16 protein-coding genes are annotated in these 15,253 nt (G+C 64.5%); 15 read left to right on the forward strand and 1 reads right to left on the reverse strand.

Annotated elements, in window-relative coordinates; all coding sequences use genetic code 11:
* Position 1 precedes the first annotated feature (1 nt).
* The 11 genes from K8U54_RS22055 (at position 2) to flhB (ending at position 9,321) form a co-directional block, all read left to right on the forward strand.
* On the forward strand, positions 2-1,699 hold the full coding sequence (locus tag K8U54_RS22055) for an ATP-binding SpoIIE family protein phosphatase (protein WP_249907810.1): 1,698 nt from the start codon (positions 2-4) through the stop codon (positions 1,697-1,699).
* A 77-nt stretch (positions 1,700-1,776) separates the two neighbouring features.
* On the forward strand, positions 1,777-2,133 hold the full coding sequence (locus K8U54_RS22060) for an Hpt domain-containing protein (protein ID WP_249907811.1): 357 nt from the start codon (positions 1,777-1,779) through the stop codon (positions 2,131-2,133).
* A 72-nt stretch (positions 2,134-2,205) separates the two neighbouring features.
* On the forward strand, positions 2,206-3,483 hold the full coding sequence (locus tag K8U54_RS22065; protein ID WP_249907812.1) for a flagellar hook-length control protein FliK: 1,278 nt from the start codon (positions 2,206-2,208) through the stop codon (positions 3,481-3,483).
* A 377-nt stretch (positions 3,484-3,860) separates the two neighbouring features.
* Complete coding sequence (gene fliL / locus K8U54_RS22070) at positions 3,861-4,385, forward strand: flagellar basal body-associated protein FliL (RefSeq protein ID WP_249907813.1); 525 nt, start codon at positions 3,861-3,863, stop codon at positions 4,383-4,385.
* 15 nt (positions 4,386-4,400) lie between these two features.
* Positions 4,401-5,375: a flagellar motor switch protein FliM gene (fliM, locus tag K8U54_RS22075; RefSeq protein ID WP_070886353.1), complete on the forward strand. Its 975-nt coding sequence runs from the start codon at positions 4,401-4,403 to the stop codon at positions 5,373-5,375.
* 63 nt (positions 5,376-5,438) lie between these two features.
* Positions 5,439-5,909 (forward strand): flagellar motor switch protein FliN, encoded by a 471-nt coding sequence (gene fliN / locus K8U54_RS22080; RefSeq protein WP_249907814.1) that lies wholly within the window; start codon positions 5,439-5,441, stop codon positions 5,907-5,909.
* Positions 5,910-5,913: 4 nt separating this feature from the next.
* The gene (gene fliO / locus K8U54_RS22085; protein ID WP_249907815.1) at positions 5,914-6,339 is read left to right on the forward strand and encodes a flagellar biosynthetic protein FliO; all 426 of its coding nucleotides are present in this window, start codon (positions 5,914-5,916) and stop codon (positions 6,337-6,339) included.
* A complete protein-coding gene (gene fliP, locus K8U54_RS22090) occupies positions 6,339-7,124 on the forward strand; it encodes a flagellar type III secretion system pore protein FliP (protein WP_249907816.1) in 786 nt (261 codons plus the stop codon). The genes fliO and fliP overlap by 1 nt, the downstream gene beginning before the upstream one ends.
* A gap of 10 nt (positions 7,125-7,134) precedes the next feature.
* Positions 7,135-7,404: a flagellar biosynthesis protein FliQ gene (fliQ, locus tag K8U54_RS22095; RefSeq protein WP_013791040.1), complete on the forward strand. Its 270-nt coding sequence runs from the start codon at positions 7,135-7,137 to the stop codon at positions 7,402-7,404.
* 4 nt (positions 7,405-7,408) lie between these two features.
* Positions 7,409-8,185 (forward strand): flagellar biosynthetic protein FliR, encoded by a 777-nt coding sequence (gene fliR, locus K8U54_RS22100; protein ID WP_249907817.1) that lies wholly within the window; start codon positions 7,409-7,411, stop codon positions 8,183-8,185.
* Positions 8,185-9,321, forward strand: a complete 1,137-nt coding sequence (gene flhB, locus K8U54_RS22105; RefSeq protein WP_249907818.1) for a flagellar biosynthesis protein FlhB — start codon at positions 8,185-8,187, stop codon at positions 9,319-9,321. The genes fliR and flhB overlap by 1 nt, the downstream gene beginning before the upstream one ends.
* 37 nt (positions 9,322-9,358) lie before the next feature.
* Here flhB and sodC read toward each other — a convergent pair whose 3' ends face one another.
* Positions 9,359-9,880: a superoxide dismutase [Cu-Zn] SodC gene (gene sodC / locus K8U54_RS22110; protein WP_249907819.1), complete on the reverse strand. Its 522-nt coding sequence runs from the start codon at positions 9,878-9,880 to the stop codon at positions 9,359-9,361.
* A gap of 249 nt (positions 9,881-10,129) precedes the next feature.
* On the opposite strand from sodC, the gene flhA reads away from it, so the two are divergent.
* From flhA to fliA, 4 genes are all read left to right on the forward strand, one after another.
* Positions 10,130-12,238: a flagellar biosynthesis protein FlhA gene (gene flhA / locus K8U54_RS22115; RefSeq protein WP_249907820.1), complete on the forward strand. Its 2,109-nt coding sequence runs from the start codon at positions 10,130-10,132 to the stop codon at positions 12,236-12,238.
* A gap of 15 nt (positions 12,239-12,253) precedes the next feature.
* Positions 12,254-13,561, forward strand: coding sequence for a flagellar biosynthesis protein FlhF (gene flhF / locus K8U54_RS22120; RefSeq protein WP_249907821.1), 1,308 nt, complete (start codon positions 12,254-12,256; stop codon positions 13,559-13,561).
* Between the two features lie 87 nt (positions 13,562-13,648).
* Positions 13,649-14,488: a flagellar synthesis regulator FleN gene (gene fleN, locus K8U54_RS22125; RefSeq protein ID WP_170833959.1), complete on the forward strand. Its 840-nt coding sequence runs from the start codon at positions 13,649-13,651 to the stop codon at positions 14,486-14,488.
* Positions 14,485-15,228, forward strand: coding sequence for an RNA polymerase sigma factor FliA (gene fliA, locus K8U54_RS22130; protein ID WP_249907822.1), 744 nt, complete (start codon positions 14,485-14,487; stop codon positions 15,226-15,228). Before fleN ends, fliA begins: the two co-directional genes overlap by 4 nt.
* Positions 15,229-15,253: the final 25 nt, after the last annotated feature.

The raw sequence follows: 15,253 nt of genomic DNA on the forward strand, positions 1-15,253 counted from the left end.
GATGAACGCCTCTTCCCTGACCATCCTGATTGCCGAGGACAGCGCCACTGACCGCATGCTGTTGTCGACCATCGTCGGTCGCCAGGGGCATCGGGTATTGGTGGCTGCCAACGGCCTCGAGGCGGTCGCGCTGTTCGAGTCGCAGCGCCCGCAACTGGTGCTGATGGATGCGCTGATGCCGGTGATGGACGGCTTCGAGGCGGCCAGGCGGATCAAGGCCATGGCCGGTGAATCCATGGTGCCAATCATCTTCCTGACCTCGATGAGCGAAGACGAGGCGTTGGTCAGCTGCCTGGAGGCGGGCGGCGATGACTTTCTCGCCAAGCCCTACAGCCGGGTGATTCTCGAAGCCAAGATCAATGCCATGGACCGCCTGCGGCGCCTGCACCAGGAGGTGCTGCGCCAGCGCGACCAGATCGCGCGGCACAACGAACACCTGCAGAACGAGCAGCTGGTCGCCAAGGCGGTGTTCGACAAGGTGGCCCACTCCGGTTGCCTGGGTTCCGGCAATGTGCGTTACCTGCAGTCGCCCTACGCGCTGTTCAATGGCGACCTGTTGCTGGCCGCCTTTCACCCCAGCGGCGACATGCACGTGCTGCTTGGTGACTTCACCGGGCATGGCTTGCCTGCCGCGATCGGCGCCATGCCCTTGGCGGACGTCTTCTACCGCATGACGGGCAAAGGGCATTCGCTGGTGGAAATTCTCCACGAGAGCAATGCCAAGTTGCGCCGCATCCTGCCTCGCGGGGTGTTCTGCTGCGCCACCCTGTTGAGCATCAGTTTCCGCCGCCGGACGGTCGACTTCTGGGGCGGCGGGCTGCCGGCCGGTTATGTGCTTCGCCACGGCAGCGGCGAGCGAGTACCGCTGGTCTCCCGCCATCTGCCGCTGGGCGTGCTCGAGCCGGAGAGTTTCCGCGATGACTACGAATCCTACGCGCTGGAGCTGGGCGACCGGGTTTTCCTGCTCTCCGACGGCGTACTCGAAGCGCAGAACGAGCGCGACGAGCTGTTCGGCGAACAGCGCCTGCTCGACGTGCTCGATGGCAGCCGTGATCCGTCGCGGCTGTTCGCCGATATTCGCCAGGCCCTTCAGGCCTTCCATGGCGAAGCCCGCGATGACGTCAGCCTGGTCGAAGTGACCATGATCGCGGAGGACGCGGTCGTGCGGCCGCCGCTGCCGGCGAGTGAGTCCCACGCCGGCCCGGAGAACTGGTCGGCCCGCTATGATTTTCGCGGTTCCACCTTGCGCGACTTCTATCCCTTGCCGCACCTGTTGCAGTTGCTGCTCGAAGTGCCGGGCCTGCGTGGCAATGGCGGCAATCTCTACAGCGTGCTGTGCGAGCTGTACACCAATGCGCTCGAACATGGCGTGCTGGCGCTGGACTCCTCGCTCAAGCGTGACGCGGCCGGTTTCGCCGAGTACTACCGGTTGCGCGCCGAGCGGCTCGATACCTTGCAGGATGGCTGCGTCAGCGTGGCCTTCGACGTGCGCCAGCAACCGGGCGGCGGCTGCCTGACCCTGACGGTCGAGGACAGTGGCGCAGGCTTCGACCCTGCAGCGGTACTGGCGCGCCAGCGCACGGCGAGCGGCTTCAGTGGGCGCGGCATGGGGCTGATCCGCCAGCTCAGCGAGCGCTGTGAGTGGGCGCCTGACGGGCGTCGGGTCAGAGTGGAGTTTTCCTGGGCCACGCAGGCATAATCGGCCTGCTCTCGCGTGTCACGCACAAAGGTGCGCGCGGCGGCGAACCGTCGTTCGAGGCTGGCCTGGAGTCTAGGGTGTCCGACAATCATCTGGATCGCGATGTACTCAATACCCTGCAGGACATCATGGAGGACGAATATCCGGTGCTGCTGGATACCTTCGTGACCGACTCCGAAGAGCGCCTGCGCCTGCTGAAAAATGCCGAGCACGATCAGGATGCCCAGGCCATGCGCCGCGCCGCGCACAGTTTCAAGGGCAGCTGCAGCAACATGGGCGCCAAGGTGCTGGCCGAGTCCTGCCGGGAACTCGAAGAGCTGGCGCGGCGTGGTGAACTGGCCGGGTCGGCGCACCTGGTCGCGCGCATCGAGCGCGAGTTCGCCATCGTGCGGATCCTGCTGAAGTCCGAACGGCAGCGTTTTCCCGCCAGCTAGCCCCGCCTCTTGAATGTTGGCCCAGCCTTTGCTTACAGAGGGCATACGTCATAATTCAAGCGGAGAGCATTCATGCCCGTTGCCCCTGATCTGTTGCTGACCCCAGCGGCGGCTGCCAAGCCCAAGGCCGCGCCGGCAACCAATACGCAGAGCACCGCGCAGCCGCGCAAGCAGGAGGCTTCCAGCTTCTCGCAGGTGTATGCCAAGGAGCGCCAGGCCAAGGCCACCGAGCGCCAGGAAGACGCCGCGAAGTCGGCGCGTGATGGCAAGGCCGATCCCCAGGCGGGCGCCAGCGATCCGGCAGCGGCCGCTGCCGCCGAGCCGGCGGTTGCCGATAGCGGCAAGGATTTGCCTGAGGAACCGACGCTCGAGGAGGACGCCGTCGACCCACTGGTGCTGCTGGGCCTGTTCCAGCCCGAGCCGGAGGCTGTGGTGGTCGAGGCCGAACCCGACGGGCAGGCCGCGACCGCCGCCGTGGCCTCGAGCAGCCTGATCGGCTCCGCGCCGGCGAGCATGACCGAGGCGAGCTTCGATCCGGAAATCGATGCGCTCAATCAGCAACCTGCCGTGCAGTTGGCGCTCGAGGTCGGCGCGCAGGAAAAGGCCGCCGCGCAGTCGACGACCACGCCTGGCGGTGCGGCCGCTTCCGCATCGGCCAGCAGCGGTCAGGCGTTCGCCAGCGCCATGGCAGCCATGGGCATGAAGGCGGGCGCCCAGGAAGGGGAGTCGACCGACCTGACCCCGCTGCCGTCGTTCGAGCTAGGCAGCGAAGCGCTCGAGGCGCTCAAGGAAAGTTCGGCGGGCACTGCGCCGGAGCAGTTTGTCAGCAAGCTCAGCGCCCTGAGCCAGGCGATTGGTCAGCAGGCCTCCCAGGTCGGGCGTGTTCCGGTGGTACCCGGCCAACCCTTGGCCATGCAGCAGGCCGGCTTCAGCGAAGGGGTGGTGGACAAGGTGATGTGGATGTCCAGCCAGAACCTCAAGTCCGCGGAGATTCAACTCGACCCCGCTGAGCTTGGCCGCCTCGACGTGCGCATCAGCCTGAACCAGGATCAGACTCAGATCAGCTTCGCCAGCGCGCACCCGAGCGTACGCGAGGCCCTGGAAGGCCAGGTGCACCGCCTGCGCGAGATGTTCACCCAGCAGGGCATGAACCTGGCTGACGTGAATGTCTCCGATCAGTCCCAGGGCCGCGCCTGGCAGGGCCAGGAAGGCGAGGGTCGCGGCCGCGGCAGCCGTATGGCGGACGAGGGCGGGGCAGGCAGCGAGAGCGAGGAGCGCGTGATCGGCAGCATCGAGATCCGCGACCCGGCCCAGGGCGCTGGCCGCGGCATGGTCGACTATTACGCCTGATACGAGTGGCACGTGCTTAGCGTGTAGGGCGGACTCAGGAGCGAAGCGAACAGTCCGCCAAACCCTCCGATCCTGACACAACGGCAACGGCAACGGCGTACTGCTTCGCGAACGGAACGCCGCCCGGTACGCCCTACCGCGGTGGTTCCGGCGCGGCCGTGCATGAAACGGCAGCAGACCCTACACTTCCAATCACCCCGCTCGATCCGTCGAGCGGGGTGATTTGCTTTTACGGCACGCCTGCAGTCGGGTCAGGCTCCATGCTTTCGCGTAACATGGCGCGCTCGGTGATTGCAGCCGCGTCTGTGAGCTGGCATAACACTTGCTCTTAACCCATTGAAAGCGGAGGGTTCTCCGCTACGTGACGGATTTTTGGCATGGCAAAGAAGAACGCGCCACCCGCTGCTGCCGCCGAAGCAGGCAGCAAGCCGCCTGGCAAGCTCAAGCTCATCATCGTGATCGTGCTGGCGCTGTTGCTGGCTATCGGGGCATCGATCGGTGGCACCTGGTTCTTCCTGAGCAAGGACAGCGCCAAGTCGGAGGCCGAGCACGAACAGGCCGAGAACGCCGCGCCGGTCAAGCAGCCGGCCATCTATGAAGAGCTGACGCCGGCCTTCGTGGTCAACTTCACCCAGAACGGCAGGGCGCGCTACATGCAGGTCAGCGTGGCGCTGATGACCCGCGACCAGGCTGCGCTGGATGCGCTGAAAGTGCATATGCCGGTGCTGCGCAACAACCTGGTCATGCTGTTCTCCAGCCAGGACTTCGCCACCCTGATCACTCCGGTCGGCAAGGAAATGCTGCGCCAGCAGGCGACCGCCAGCGTGCAGCAACTGGCCGAGAAGGAAACCGGCAAGGTGACCGTCGAGCAGGTGCTGTTCACCAACCTCGTGTTGCAATAGGGCGGGAGTTCACTGATGGCCGTACAAGACCTGCTGTCCCAGGACGAGATTGATGCGCTGCTGCACGGGGTCGATGACGGCCTGGTGGAGACCGAGGAGTTCGTCGAGCCCGGCAGCGTCAAGCAATATGACCTGACCAGCCAGGATCGCATCGTGCGCGGGCGCATGCCGACCCTGGAGATGATCAACGAGCGTTTCGCGCGCTACACACGCATCAGCATGTTCAACCTGCTGCGCCGCTCCGCCGATGTGGCGGTCGGCGGCGTGCAGGTGATGAAATTCGGCGAGTACGTGCATTCGCTGTACGTGCCCACCAGCCTCAACCTGGTGAAGATGAAGCCGTTGCGTGGCACCGGCCTGTTCATTCTCGATGCCAAGCTGGTGTTCAAGCTGGTCGACAATTTCTTTGGCGGCGATGGCCGCCACGCCAAGATCGAAGGCCGCGAATTCACCCCTACCGAATTGCGGGTGGTGCGCATGGTGCTCGATCAGGCGTTCATCGACCTGCGCGAGGCCTGGGCCGCGGTGATGGACATCAACTTCGAGTACGTAGGCTCGGAGGTCAACCCGGCCCTGGCCAACATCGTCAGCCCCAGCGAAGTGATCGTGGTATCCACCTTCCACATCGAGCTCGACGGTGGCGGTGGCGACCTGCACGTGACCATGCCTTACGCCATGATCGAGCCGATCCGCGAAATGCTCGACGCCGGCTTCCAGTCCGATGTCGACGACCAGGACGAGCGCTGGGTCAAGGCCCTGCGCGAAGACATCCTCGACGTCAGCGTGCCGTTGAGCGCCACGGTTGCGCGGCGCCAGCTCAAGGTGCGCGACATTCTGCACATGCAGCCCGGCGACGTGATTCCCGTCGAGTTGCCCGAGCACATGATCCTGCGTGCCAACGGCGTGCCGTCCTTCAAGGTCAAGCTGGGCTCGCACAAGGGCAACCTGTCGCTGCAGGTGCTCGACCCCGTGGACCGCCAGCACCGTTAGCCCCCAATCATCCGCCGCGCGGCGCGCGTGGCCAAACCGATAAACGCCAGCCGAGGTTCAACGATGGCAGACGAGAACGAACAAACCAGCCCCGAGGAACAGGCGCTCGCCGATGAGTGGGCGGCGGCGCTGTCCGAGTCCGGCGACGCGGGCGGGCAGGACGATATCGACGCGATGCTGGCCGCCAGTGCAGCCAACCAGCCGGCTGCGCCGCGTGCGCCGATGGAAGAGTTCGGCAGCATGCCCAAGGCCAGCAACCCGGTCAGCCTGGAGGGCCCGAACCTCGATGTGATTCTCGACATTCCGGTGTCCATCTCCATGGAAGTGGGCAATGCCGACATCACCATCCGCAACCTGCTGCAGCTCAACCAGGGCTCGGTGATCGAACTCGATCGCCTGGCTGGCGAGCCGCTCGACGTGCTGGTCAACGGCACCCTGATCGCCCATGGCGAGGTGGTGGTGGTCAACGAGAAGTTCGGCATCCGCCTGACCGACGTGATCAGCCCCAGTGAACGCATCAAGAAGCTGCGCTGACGCCATGAACAGACTCCTGCTCACCCTACTGGCGCTGCCGTGCGTCGCATTCGCCGCCGAACCGGCTACCCAGGCGCCCGCGGCCAGCGGCGGCATCGCCGGCCAGCTGGCGCAACTGGTGATCGGCCTGCTGCTGGTGATCGGCCTGATCTTCCTGCTTGCCTGGATGATGCGCCGCGTGCAGCGGCTGGGGCCCAACAATGGCAAGGTGATCAAGATCGTCGCCAGCCAGGCGCTGAGCCCCCGTGACCGGCTGGTGCTGGTGCAGGTAGGCAACGAGCAGATCCTGCTGGGCCTCACGCCTGGGCGTATCAACCCGCTGCACGTGATGGGCGAGCCGGTTCACCTGCCCGATGCCGAGCCGGCTTCCAGCGAATTTTCCCAGCGCCTCATGGAACTGCTGGGCAAGGATCAGAAGGACAAGTCCTGATGTTGCGACTTCTGCTTGTGCTGGTGTTCGCGCTAGGAGCTTCGCTGGCCTTTGCCCAGGAGCCGCCATCGCCCAGCCCGCTGATCCAGCAGGGCAGCAATCCGCTGTCGATTCCGGCGATCACCCTGAGCACTGATGCCGAGGGGCAGCAGGAGTACTCGGTCAGCCTGCAGATCCTGCTGATCATGACGGCGCTGAGCTTCATCCCGGCGTTCCTCATGCTGATGACCAGCTTCACGCGGATCATCATCGTGTTCTCCATCCTGCGTCAGGCGCTGGGCTTGCAGCAGACCCCGTCCAACCAGATTCTCATCGGCCTGGCACTGTTCCTGACGATGTTCATCATGGCGCCGGTGTTCGACCAGATTAACCGCGAGGCGCTGCAGCCGTACCTCAACGAGCAACTGCCGGCGCAGCAGGCGATCGAGCGGGCGGAGGTGCCGATCAAGAACTTCATGCTGGCGCAGACCCGCGAGAGCGATCTGGAGCTGTTCGTGCGCCTGTCCCAGCGCACCGATATCGCCAGCCCGGAAGCGGCGCCGCTGACCATCCTGGTGCCGGCCTTCGTGACCTCGGAGCTCAAGACCGCGTTCCAGATCGGCTTCATGATCTTCATCCCGTTTCTGATCATCGACATGGTGGTGGCCAGTATCCTCATGGCCATGGGCATGATGATGCTGTCGCCGCTGATCATCTCGCTGCCGTTCAAGATCATGCTGTTCGTGCTGATCGACGGCTGGGCGTTGATCATGGGCACCCTGGCCAGCAGTTTCGGCACCTTGTAGCGAGGCTCACATGACCCCTGAAGTTGCTGTCGATCTATTCCGTGAAGGGCTCTGGCTGATTTCCCTGATGGTGGGCCTGCTGGTCATGCCCAGCCTGCTGGTGGGGCTGTTGGTGGCCATGTTCCAGGCCGCCACGCAGATCAACGAACAGACCCTGAGCTTCCTGCCGCGTCTGCTGGTGATGCTGCTGACCCTGATCGTTGCCGGGCCCTGGATGGTGCAGCAGCTGATGGAGTACACGCAGAACCTGATCATGAACATTCCGCAGCTGATCGGCTGAGCCGATGTTCGAGCTGAGCGACGCGCAGATCGGCAGCTGGGTCAGCAGTTTCCTGCTGCCGCTGTTTCGCATCGCCGCCCTGCTGATGGTGATGCCGATCATCGGCACCCAGCTGGTACCCACCCGGGTGCGCCTGTACCTGGCCCTGGCGATCAGCGTGGTGGTGGTGCCCACCTTGCCGCCGATGCCGCAGGTCGATTCGATCAGCCTGCAGGCCTTCATGCTGATCGCCCAGGAGATCCTCATCGGGGTGATGCTCGGCTTTGTGCTGCAGCTGTTCTTTCACGTCTTCGTGGTCGCCGGGCAGATCCTGGCGATGCAGATGGGCCTGGGTTTCGCCTCCATGGTCGACCCCGCCAACGGCATTTCGGTACCCGTGATCGGCCAGTATTTCACCATGCTGGTGACCCTGCTGTTCCTGGCCATGAACGGCCATCTGGTGGTGTTCGAGGTGCTCGCCGAGAGCTTCGTGACCCTGCCGCCGGGCTCCGGTCTGCAGGTCGAGCATTACTGGGAGATCGCCACCAAGCTCGGCTGGGTGATGGGCGCCGCGCTGATCCTGGTGTTGCCGGCGGTCACCGCGCTGCTGGTGGTGAACATCGCCTTTGGCGTGATGACCCGGGCGGCGCCGCAACTGAACATCTTCTCCATCGGTTTTCCGCTCACCCTGGTGCTGGGTATGGTGATCGTGTGGATTTCTCTGGCTGACATCCTGGCGCATTACCAGGCCCTCGCGACCGAGGCCCTGATCATGCTGCGTGAACTGGCGAGGGCGAGCTGATGGCCGAGTCGGATAGCGGTGCCGATAAAAGTGAGGAACCCACGGAGAAACGCCGCCGCGAATCCCGTGAAAAAGGCCAGATCGCGCGTTCACGCGAGCTCAACACCTTTGCCATCATGCTGGCGGGGACCGGCGGGTTGCTGGCCACCGGCGGGTCGATCGGCAACGCCATGCTGGAGATGATGCGCGGCAATTTCTCCCTGTCGCGCGAGGTGCTGATGGACGAGCGCAGCATGGCCCTGTGGCTGGCCGCCTCCGGGCAGCTGGCGCTCGAGGCGCTGCTGCCACTGCTTGTGGTTTTGCTGGTGATGTCCATCGTCGGGCCGATCGCCCTGGGTGGCTGGCTGTTCTCGGCCAAGGCCATGGCGCCCAAGTTCAGCCGCATGAATCCGCTTGCCGGGCTCAAGCGCATGTTCTCGATGAAGGCACTGGTCGAGCTGCTCAAGGCGCTGGCGAAATTCATCGTCATTCTGGTGGTGGCGCTGGTGGTGCTGTCGATGGATCGCGACGATCTGCTGGCGATCGCCAACGAACCCATAGAATCGGCGATCATGCATTCGGCCCAGGTCGTCGGTTGGAGCGCGCTGTGGATGTCCCTCGGGCTGATCCTGATCGCTGCCGTGGACGTGCCGTTCCAGCTCTGGGACAACAAGCAGAAGCTGATGATGACCAAGCAGGAGGTCAAGGACGAGTACAAGGACAGCGAGGGCAAACCCGAGGTCAAGCAACGCATTCGCCAATTGCAGCACGAGATGACCCAGCGGCGCATGATGCAGGCCGTGCCGCAGGCCGACGTGGTGATCACCAACCCGACCCACTTTGCCGTTGCCTTGAAATACGACCCGGACGCCGGGCAGGCGCCCATGTTGCTGGCCAAGGGCAGCGACTTCACCGCGCTGAAGATCCGCGAGATCGCCACCGAGCACAACGTGCTGCTGCTGGAGTCGCCGGCCTTGGCGCGGTCGATCTACCACACCACGGAGCTCGATCAGGAAATTCCCGCCGGCCTGTATCTCGCTGTCGCCCAGGTACTGGCGTACGTCTATCAGATTCGCCAGTTCCAGGCCGGCAAGGGCAAGCGGCCGGCGCCGCTGAAGGATCTGCCCATTCCGCCTGATTTACGTCGCGATGAATGATGGGGTGCAGCCCGTTTGAGGGCCGCACCACCGCCAGTTACTTGATCACGCCGCAGGCCACGCGCGCGCCGCCGCCACCCAGGGGCTTGGGATGGTCGGCGTGGTTGTCGCCACCGGCGTGAACCATCAGCGACAGGTCCTTGAGCTCGTCCACGCTCTTGATGCGGGGTGCCAGCACGGGCTGGCTGGCCTTGCCGTCCGCAGTCACCAGCAGGGCGGGAAGGTCGCCCAGGTGGCCCTCGCCCCAGGGCAGGCCATGTTTGCCGGTGCCTTTCGGATCCCAGTGACCGCCAGCGGCTTCGGCAGCAGAGGGCTGGCCATCCTTGGGTGCCGGGTCACAGCTGGGTTTGCTGTGTACGTGGAAGCCATGCACGCCGGGCTCCAGGTCGTGCAGCTCGGGGGTGAACACCACGCCGTACGGGCTCTGGCTGATCACCACCTTGCCCACCGAGCTGCCGACGCCGTTGGCATCCACAGCGTTGAGTTCGACGGTCTTGTCAGCGGCATGCAGGCTGGCCGCGCAGCAACTGGCCAGGGCGGCCATCATCCAACGTTTCATGGTGCTCTCCTTGGTGGATCGTCTTTGAGTGGAGCCATTGCTCACAGGCTGTGACTGGCCTTTGCCGGTGGGGTTCGTGTTTTCGTCCCGCGGCTGTACGGGGGCAGGCCCCCGGCCTTAGGAGGGAGCCGCCTGTTTCGCGGCTTTCGAAGAGTTGGAAAGGTTCTTGCAATACCGGCTGCAGAGACGTCCTGGACGTCAAAAGATTGAATCAGTCGGGGTACCCACGTGGCACTAGATCGCGCACAAATGATTGGCGATGTTCGCAGCAACCTTTCCGGGCTGCGCAAAGGCAATCTCGGCATCCCGCTGCTGCTGCTGGTCATGCTCGCCATGGTCATGCTGCCGATCCCGCCATTCTTGCTCGACGTGCTGTTCACCTTCAGCATCGCGTTGTCGATCGTCGTGCTGCTGGTGGCGATCTATGCCCTGCGGCCGCTGGATTTCGCCGTGTTCCCGACCATCCTGCTGGCCGCGACCCTGCTGCGTCTGGCCCTCAACGTGGCCTCCACCCGGGTGGTGCTGCTGCATGGCCAGGACGGCCACGACGCCGCGGGCAAGGTGATCCAGGCCTTCGGCGAGGTGGTGATCGGCGGCAACTACGTGGTCGGTATCGTGGTGTTCGCGATCCTCATGATCATCAACTTCGTGGTGGTCACCAAGGGTGCCGGGCGCATTTCCGAGGTGAGTGCGCGTTTCACCCTGGACGCCATGCCCGGCAAGCAGATGGCCATCGACGCCGACCTCAACGCCGGCCTGATCGATCAGGTGGAAGCCAAGAAACGGCGCAGCGAAGTGGCCCAGGAAGCCGACTTCTACGGCTCCATGGACGGTGCCAGCAAGTTCGTGCGCGGCGACGCCGTCGCCGGCCTGCTGATCCTGTTCATCAACCTGATCGGCGGCATGGCGATCGGCATGCTGCAGCACGGCCTGAGCTTCGCCGACGCCGGGCGTATCTACACCCTGCTGACCATCGGTGACGGCCTGGTGGCGCAGATCCCGTCGCTGCTGCTGTCCACGGCCGCCGCGATCATGGTCACCCGCGTTTCCAGCGCCGAGGACATGGGCGCCCAGGTCAACCGCCAGATGTTCGCCTCGCCGCGCGCCCTGGCCGTATCCGCCGCGATCATGATCGCCATGGGCCTGGTACCCGGCATGCCGCACATGTCGTTCATCAGCCTCGGTCTGGTCGCGGCTGGCGCTGCCTACTGGATCGCCAACAAGCAGCGCAAGACCAAGGAAGCCGAAGTCATCGAAGTGCAGCGCCAGCAGGAACTGCTGCCGGCCCAGCGCGCCCAGGAGGTCAAGGAACTTGGCTGGGACGACGTGGTGCCGGTGGACATGGTCGGCCTGGAGGTGGGCTACCGGCTGATTCCCCTGGTCGATCGCAACCAGGGTGGCCAGTTGCTGGCGCGTATCAAGGGCGTGCGCAAGAAGCTTTCCCAGGAGATGGGCTTCCTGATGCCATCGGTGCATATCCGCGACAACCTCGACCTGCAGCCCAATGCCTACCGCCTGACCCTGATGGGCGTGAGTGTCGCCGAGGCCGAGGTGTACCCGGATCGCGAATTGGCGATCAACCCCGGCCAGGTGTTCGGCACCCTCAACGGAGTGGCCGCCAGAGATCCGGCGTTCGGCCTGGAGGCGGTGTGGATCGACCCGGGCCAGCGCGACCAGGCGCAATCGCTCGGTTACACCGTGGTGGATGCCAGCACCGTGGTGGCCACGCACCTCAATCAGATCCTGCACAAGCATGCCCACGAGCTGCTCGGCCACGAAGAAGTCCAGCAACTGATGCAGCTGCTGGCGAAAAGCTCGCCGAAACTGGCCGAGGAGCTGGTGCCGGGGCTGATTTCCCTGTCGACCCTGCTCAAGGTGCTGCAGGCGCTGCTCCAGGAGCAGGTGCCGGTGCGTGATATCCGCACCATCGCCGAGGCCATCGCCAATGTCGCACCAAGGAGTCAAGATCCCGCCGCCATGGTTGCGGCAGTTCGGGTCGCGCTGTCCCGCGCCATCGTGCAAAACATCGTGGGACTAGAGCCGGAGCTGCCTGTGATCACTCTTGAGCCAAGGTTGGAACAGATATTGCTAAACAGTCTTCAGAAGGCCGGTCAGGGCTCCGAGGATGGCATCCTCCTCGAACCCGGCATGGCCGAGAAGCTGCAGCGTTCCCTGGTGGAAGCAGCGCAGCGTCAGGAGATGCTTGGCAAGCCGGTGATTCTGCTGGCAGCCGGGCCGGTTCGGGGAATGCTCTCGCGTTTCGCCCGGTTGGCCGTCCCGAGCATGCATGTTCTGGCGTACCAGGAAATTCCGGACAACAAGCAGGTCACCATCGTTGCGACGGTGGGGCAGAACTAATCGAGGGTACGGGCCATGCAGGTCAAACGCTTTTTCGCTGCCGATATGCGCCAAGCCATGAAGCTGGTGCGCGATGAGCTGGGCGCCGATGCGACCATCATCGCCAACCGCCGCGTGGCCGGTGGTGTGGAATTGACGGCTGCGCTCGATTATCAGGCTCCGCCGGTACCGGCGCGGCAGGCCAACCCCGCGCTGGAAGCCGAGCTGCGCAAGACCCAGTCGAAGATTGCTTCGGCCCATGCCGAGTTGACCACGCGCAGCCAGGCCGATGCCGGCAAGGACCGTCAGCTGTTTGGCGCGGCGCCTGCCGCGCCGTCCGCCGACAGCCTCGATGCCGTGTTGCAGCGCCAGCAGCAGAAGCCGGCTGCGGCCTCGGTCGATCAGTCGGCGCTGGATTCCATGCGCTCCGAACTGCATGGCCTGCGTGAGTTGATCGAAATGCAGATGGGTTCCATGGCCTGGGGGCAGATGCAGGCCCGGCGTCCACAGCAGGCCACCTTGTGGCGTCGCCTGCAGCGTATGGGGCTGCCCGCCGAGCTGGCGCGCACGCTGCTCGAGCGCGTGGCCTCGATCGGCGATCAGCGTCAGGCCTGGCGCATGGTGCTGGCGCACCTCGCCCACTCGATCCAGACGCCCAAGCAGGAGCCGATGGAAGAGGGCGGTGTGATCGCCCTGGTCGGCCCGGCCGGCATGGGCAAGACCACCACCCTGGCCAAGCTGGCCGCTCGCTACGTACTCAAGTATGGTGCCGCCAGCATCGCCCTGGTGAGCATGGACAGCTACCGCATCGGTGCCCAGGAGCAGCTCAAGACCCTGGGACGGATTCTTGGCGTCTCGGTGACCCAGGTCGACCCCGGTCAGTCGCTGACCCAGGCCCTGGCGCCGTTGGCGCGCAAGCGCGTGGTGCTGATCGACACCGCCGGCCTGCCCGCCAACGATCCGGCGCTGCGCATGCAACTCGAGGCGCTGGCCAGTCGCGGCGTCAATGCCCGCAATTACCTGGTACTGGCCGCCACCAGCCAGGCCCAGGTGCTCAAGGCGGCCTATCACAGCTACAAGCGTTGTGGGCTGGCCGGCTGCATTCTGAGTAAACTGGACGAGGCGGCCAGCATGGGCGAGGTCTTGGGCCTGGCTATTGGCCACCGCCTGCCGGTAGCCTACCTGGCGGATGGTCCGCGCATCCCGGATGACGTGCACGTGCCGCGCAGCCACCAGCTGGTCAGCCGCGCCGTCGGGCTGCAGGCGCCGGACGAGCCGAGCGAAGACACCATGGCCGACATGTTCGCCGGGCTTTATCAGAACCCGGCCAGGCAGGCCGGTTGAACGGGTTGAGTGTGGCGAAGCGCTGGTCGTGCTCGCCGCGACAGCGCACAATGGCCCCAGGGCCCACAGTGAAGTTAGATAAGGTGTATAGATAACATGGGTATGCATCCCGTACAGGTGATCGCGGTGACCGGCGGCAAAGGCGGCGTTGGCAAGACCAATGTGTCGGTGAATTTGTCACTGGCGCTCGCCGATCTCGGTCGGCGCGTCATGCTCATGGATGCCGACCTTGGCCTGGCCAACGTCGACGTGTTGCTCGGCCTGACCGCCAAACGCACCCTGGCCGACGTCATCGACGGCCAATGCGATCTGCGCGACGTGGTTTTGCAGGGCCCCGGTGGCATTCGCATCGTGCCCGCGGCCTCCGGCACCCAGGCCATGGTGCAGCTCACGCCCATGCAGCATGCCGGCCTGATCCAGGCCTTCAGCGACATCAGTGACAACCTCGACGTGCTGATCGTCGACACCGCTGCCGGCATCGGCGACTCGGTGGTCAGCTTCGTGCGCGCGGCCCAGGAAGTGCTGGTGGTGGTGTGCGATGAACCGACCTCCATCACCGATGCCTACGCGTTGATCAAACTGCTTAATCGCGACCACGGCATGAGCCGTTTCCGGGTGCTCGCCAACATGGCGCACAGCCCCCAGGAAGGCCGCAATCTGTTTGCTAAGCTGACCAAGGTGACCGACCGTTTTCTGGATGTCGCGCTGCAGTATGTCGGCGCGGTGCCCTACGACGAATCGGTTCGCAAGGCCGTACAGAAACAACGTGCGGTGTATGAGGCGTTCCCTCGTTCGAAGTGCGCGCTGGCGTTCAAGGCGATTGCCCAGAAGGTCGATGCATGGCCCTTGCCGGCCAACCCGCGTGGCCATCTGGAGTTTTTCGTGGAGCGCCTGGTGCAACAACCGACTGCAGACACGGCTGTATGACGACAGCCTCTGGACTCCGAATGTACAGCAAGGCAACAGCACGAGATTCACAGCATCAGTTGATCGAGCGCCACGCGCCGCTGGTAAAACGTATCGCCTACCACCTGTTGGCCCGCCTGCCGGCCAACGTGCAGGTCGACGATCTGATCCAGGCCGGCATGATCGGCTTGCTCGAGGCGTCGCGTAAGTACGACGCCGGCAAGGGTGCCAGTTTCGAAACCTTTGCCGGCATTCGCATCCGCGGCGCCATGCTCGACGAAGTGCGCAAGGGTGACTGGGCGCCACGCTCGGTGCACCGCAACAGCCGCATGGTCAGTGATGCGATACGAAAAATTGAGGCCAGAACCGGTCGTGACGCTAAAGATCACGAGGTTGCTGCCGAACTCCAATTGAGTCTCGAAGATTACTACGGCATTCTTGGCGACACTTTGGGCAGCCGCCTGTTCAGTTTCGACGACCTCTTGCAGGAAGGCGAGAACGGCGGCCTGCAGGAAGACACGAGTTCCCTGCATCACGGGCCATCGCATGAGCTGGAAGACACCCGTTTCCAGGCCGCGTTGGCCGATGCCATCAGTAATCTGCCGGAGCGTGAGCGGCTGGTGTTGTCGCTGTATTACGACGAGGAGCTGAACCTCAAGGAAATCGGCGAGGTACTGGGGGTGAGTGAGTCGCGGGTCAGCCAGCTGCATAGCCAGTGTGCCGCGCGTTTGCGAGCGCGGCTGGGGGAATGGCGCGCATAGGAATTTGTTCAGGGGTTGGAGTTGG

Origin of the sequence: Pseudomonas fulva, from assembly GCF_023517795.1 — a bacterium.
In the GTDB taxonomy this organism is placed as follows: Bacteria; Pseudomonadota; Gammaproteobacteria; order Pseudomonadales; family Pseudomonadaceae; genus Aquipseudomonas; species Aquipseudomonas fulva_D.

Coding starts and splice junctions, on each gene's coding strand:
- K8U54_RS22055 (WP_249907810.1), top strand. CDS start 2: ATGAACGCCTCTTCCCTGACCATCCTGATTGCCGAGGACAGCGCCACT.
- K8U54_RS22065 (WP_249907812.1), top strand. CDS start 2,206: ATGCCCGTTGCCCCTGATCTGTTGCTGACCCCAGCGGCGGCTGCCAAG.
- fliL (WP_249907813.1), top strand. CDS start 3,861: ATGGCAAAGAAGAACGCGCCACCCGCTGCTGCCGCCGAAGCAGGCAGC.
- fliM (WP_070886353.1), top strand. CDS start 4,401: ATGGCCGTACAAGACCTGCTGTCCCAGGACGAGATTGATGCGCTGCTG.
- fliN (WP_249907814.1), top strand. CDS start 5,439: ATGGCAGACGAGAACGAACAAACCAGCCCCGAGGAACAGGCGCTCGCC.
- fliO (WP_249907815.1), top strand. CDS start 5,914: ATGAACAGACTCCTGCTCACCCTACTGGCGCTGCCGTGCGTCGCATTC.
- fliP (WP_249907816.1), top strand. CDS start 6,339: ATGTTGCGACTTCTGCTTGTGCTGGTGTTCGCGCTAGGAGCTTCGCTG.
- fliQ (WP_013791040.1), top strand. CDS start 7,135: ATGACCCCTGAAGTTGCTGTCGATCTATTCCGTGAAGGGCTCTGGCTG.
- fliR (WP_249907817.1), top strand. CDS start 7,409: ATGTTCGAGCTGAGCGACGCGCAGATCGGCAGCTGGGTCAGCAGTTTC.
- flhB (WP_249907818.1), top strand. CDS start 8,185: ATGGCCGAGTCGGATAGCGGTGCCGATAAAAGTGAGGAACCCACGGAG.
- sodC (WP_249907819.1), bottom strand. CDS start 9,880: ATGAAACGTTGGATGATGGCCGCCCTGGCCAGTTGCTGCGCGGCCAGC.
- flhA (WP_249907820.1), top strand. CDS start 10,130: ATGATTGGCGATGTTCGCAGCAACCTTTCCGGGCTGCGCAAAGGCAAT.
- flhF (WP_249907821.1), top strand. CDS start 12,254: ATGCAGGTCAAACGCTTTTTCGCTGCCGATATGCGCCAAGCCATGAAG.
- fliA (WP_249907822.1), top strand. CDS start 14,485: ATGACGACAGCCTCTGGACTCCGAATGTACAGCAAGGCAACAGCACGA.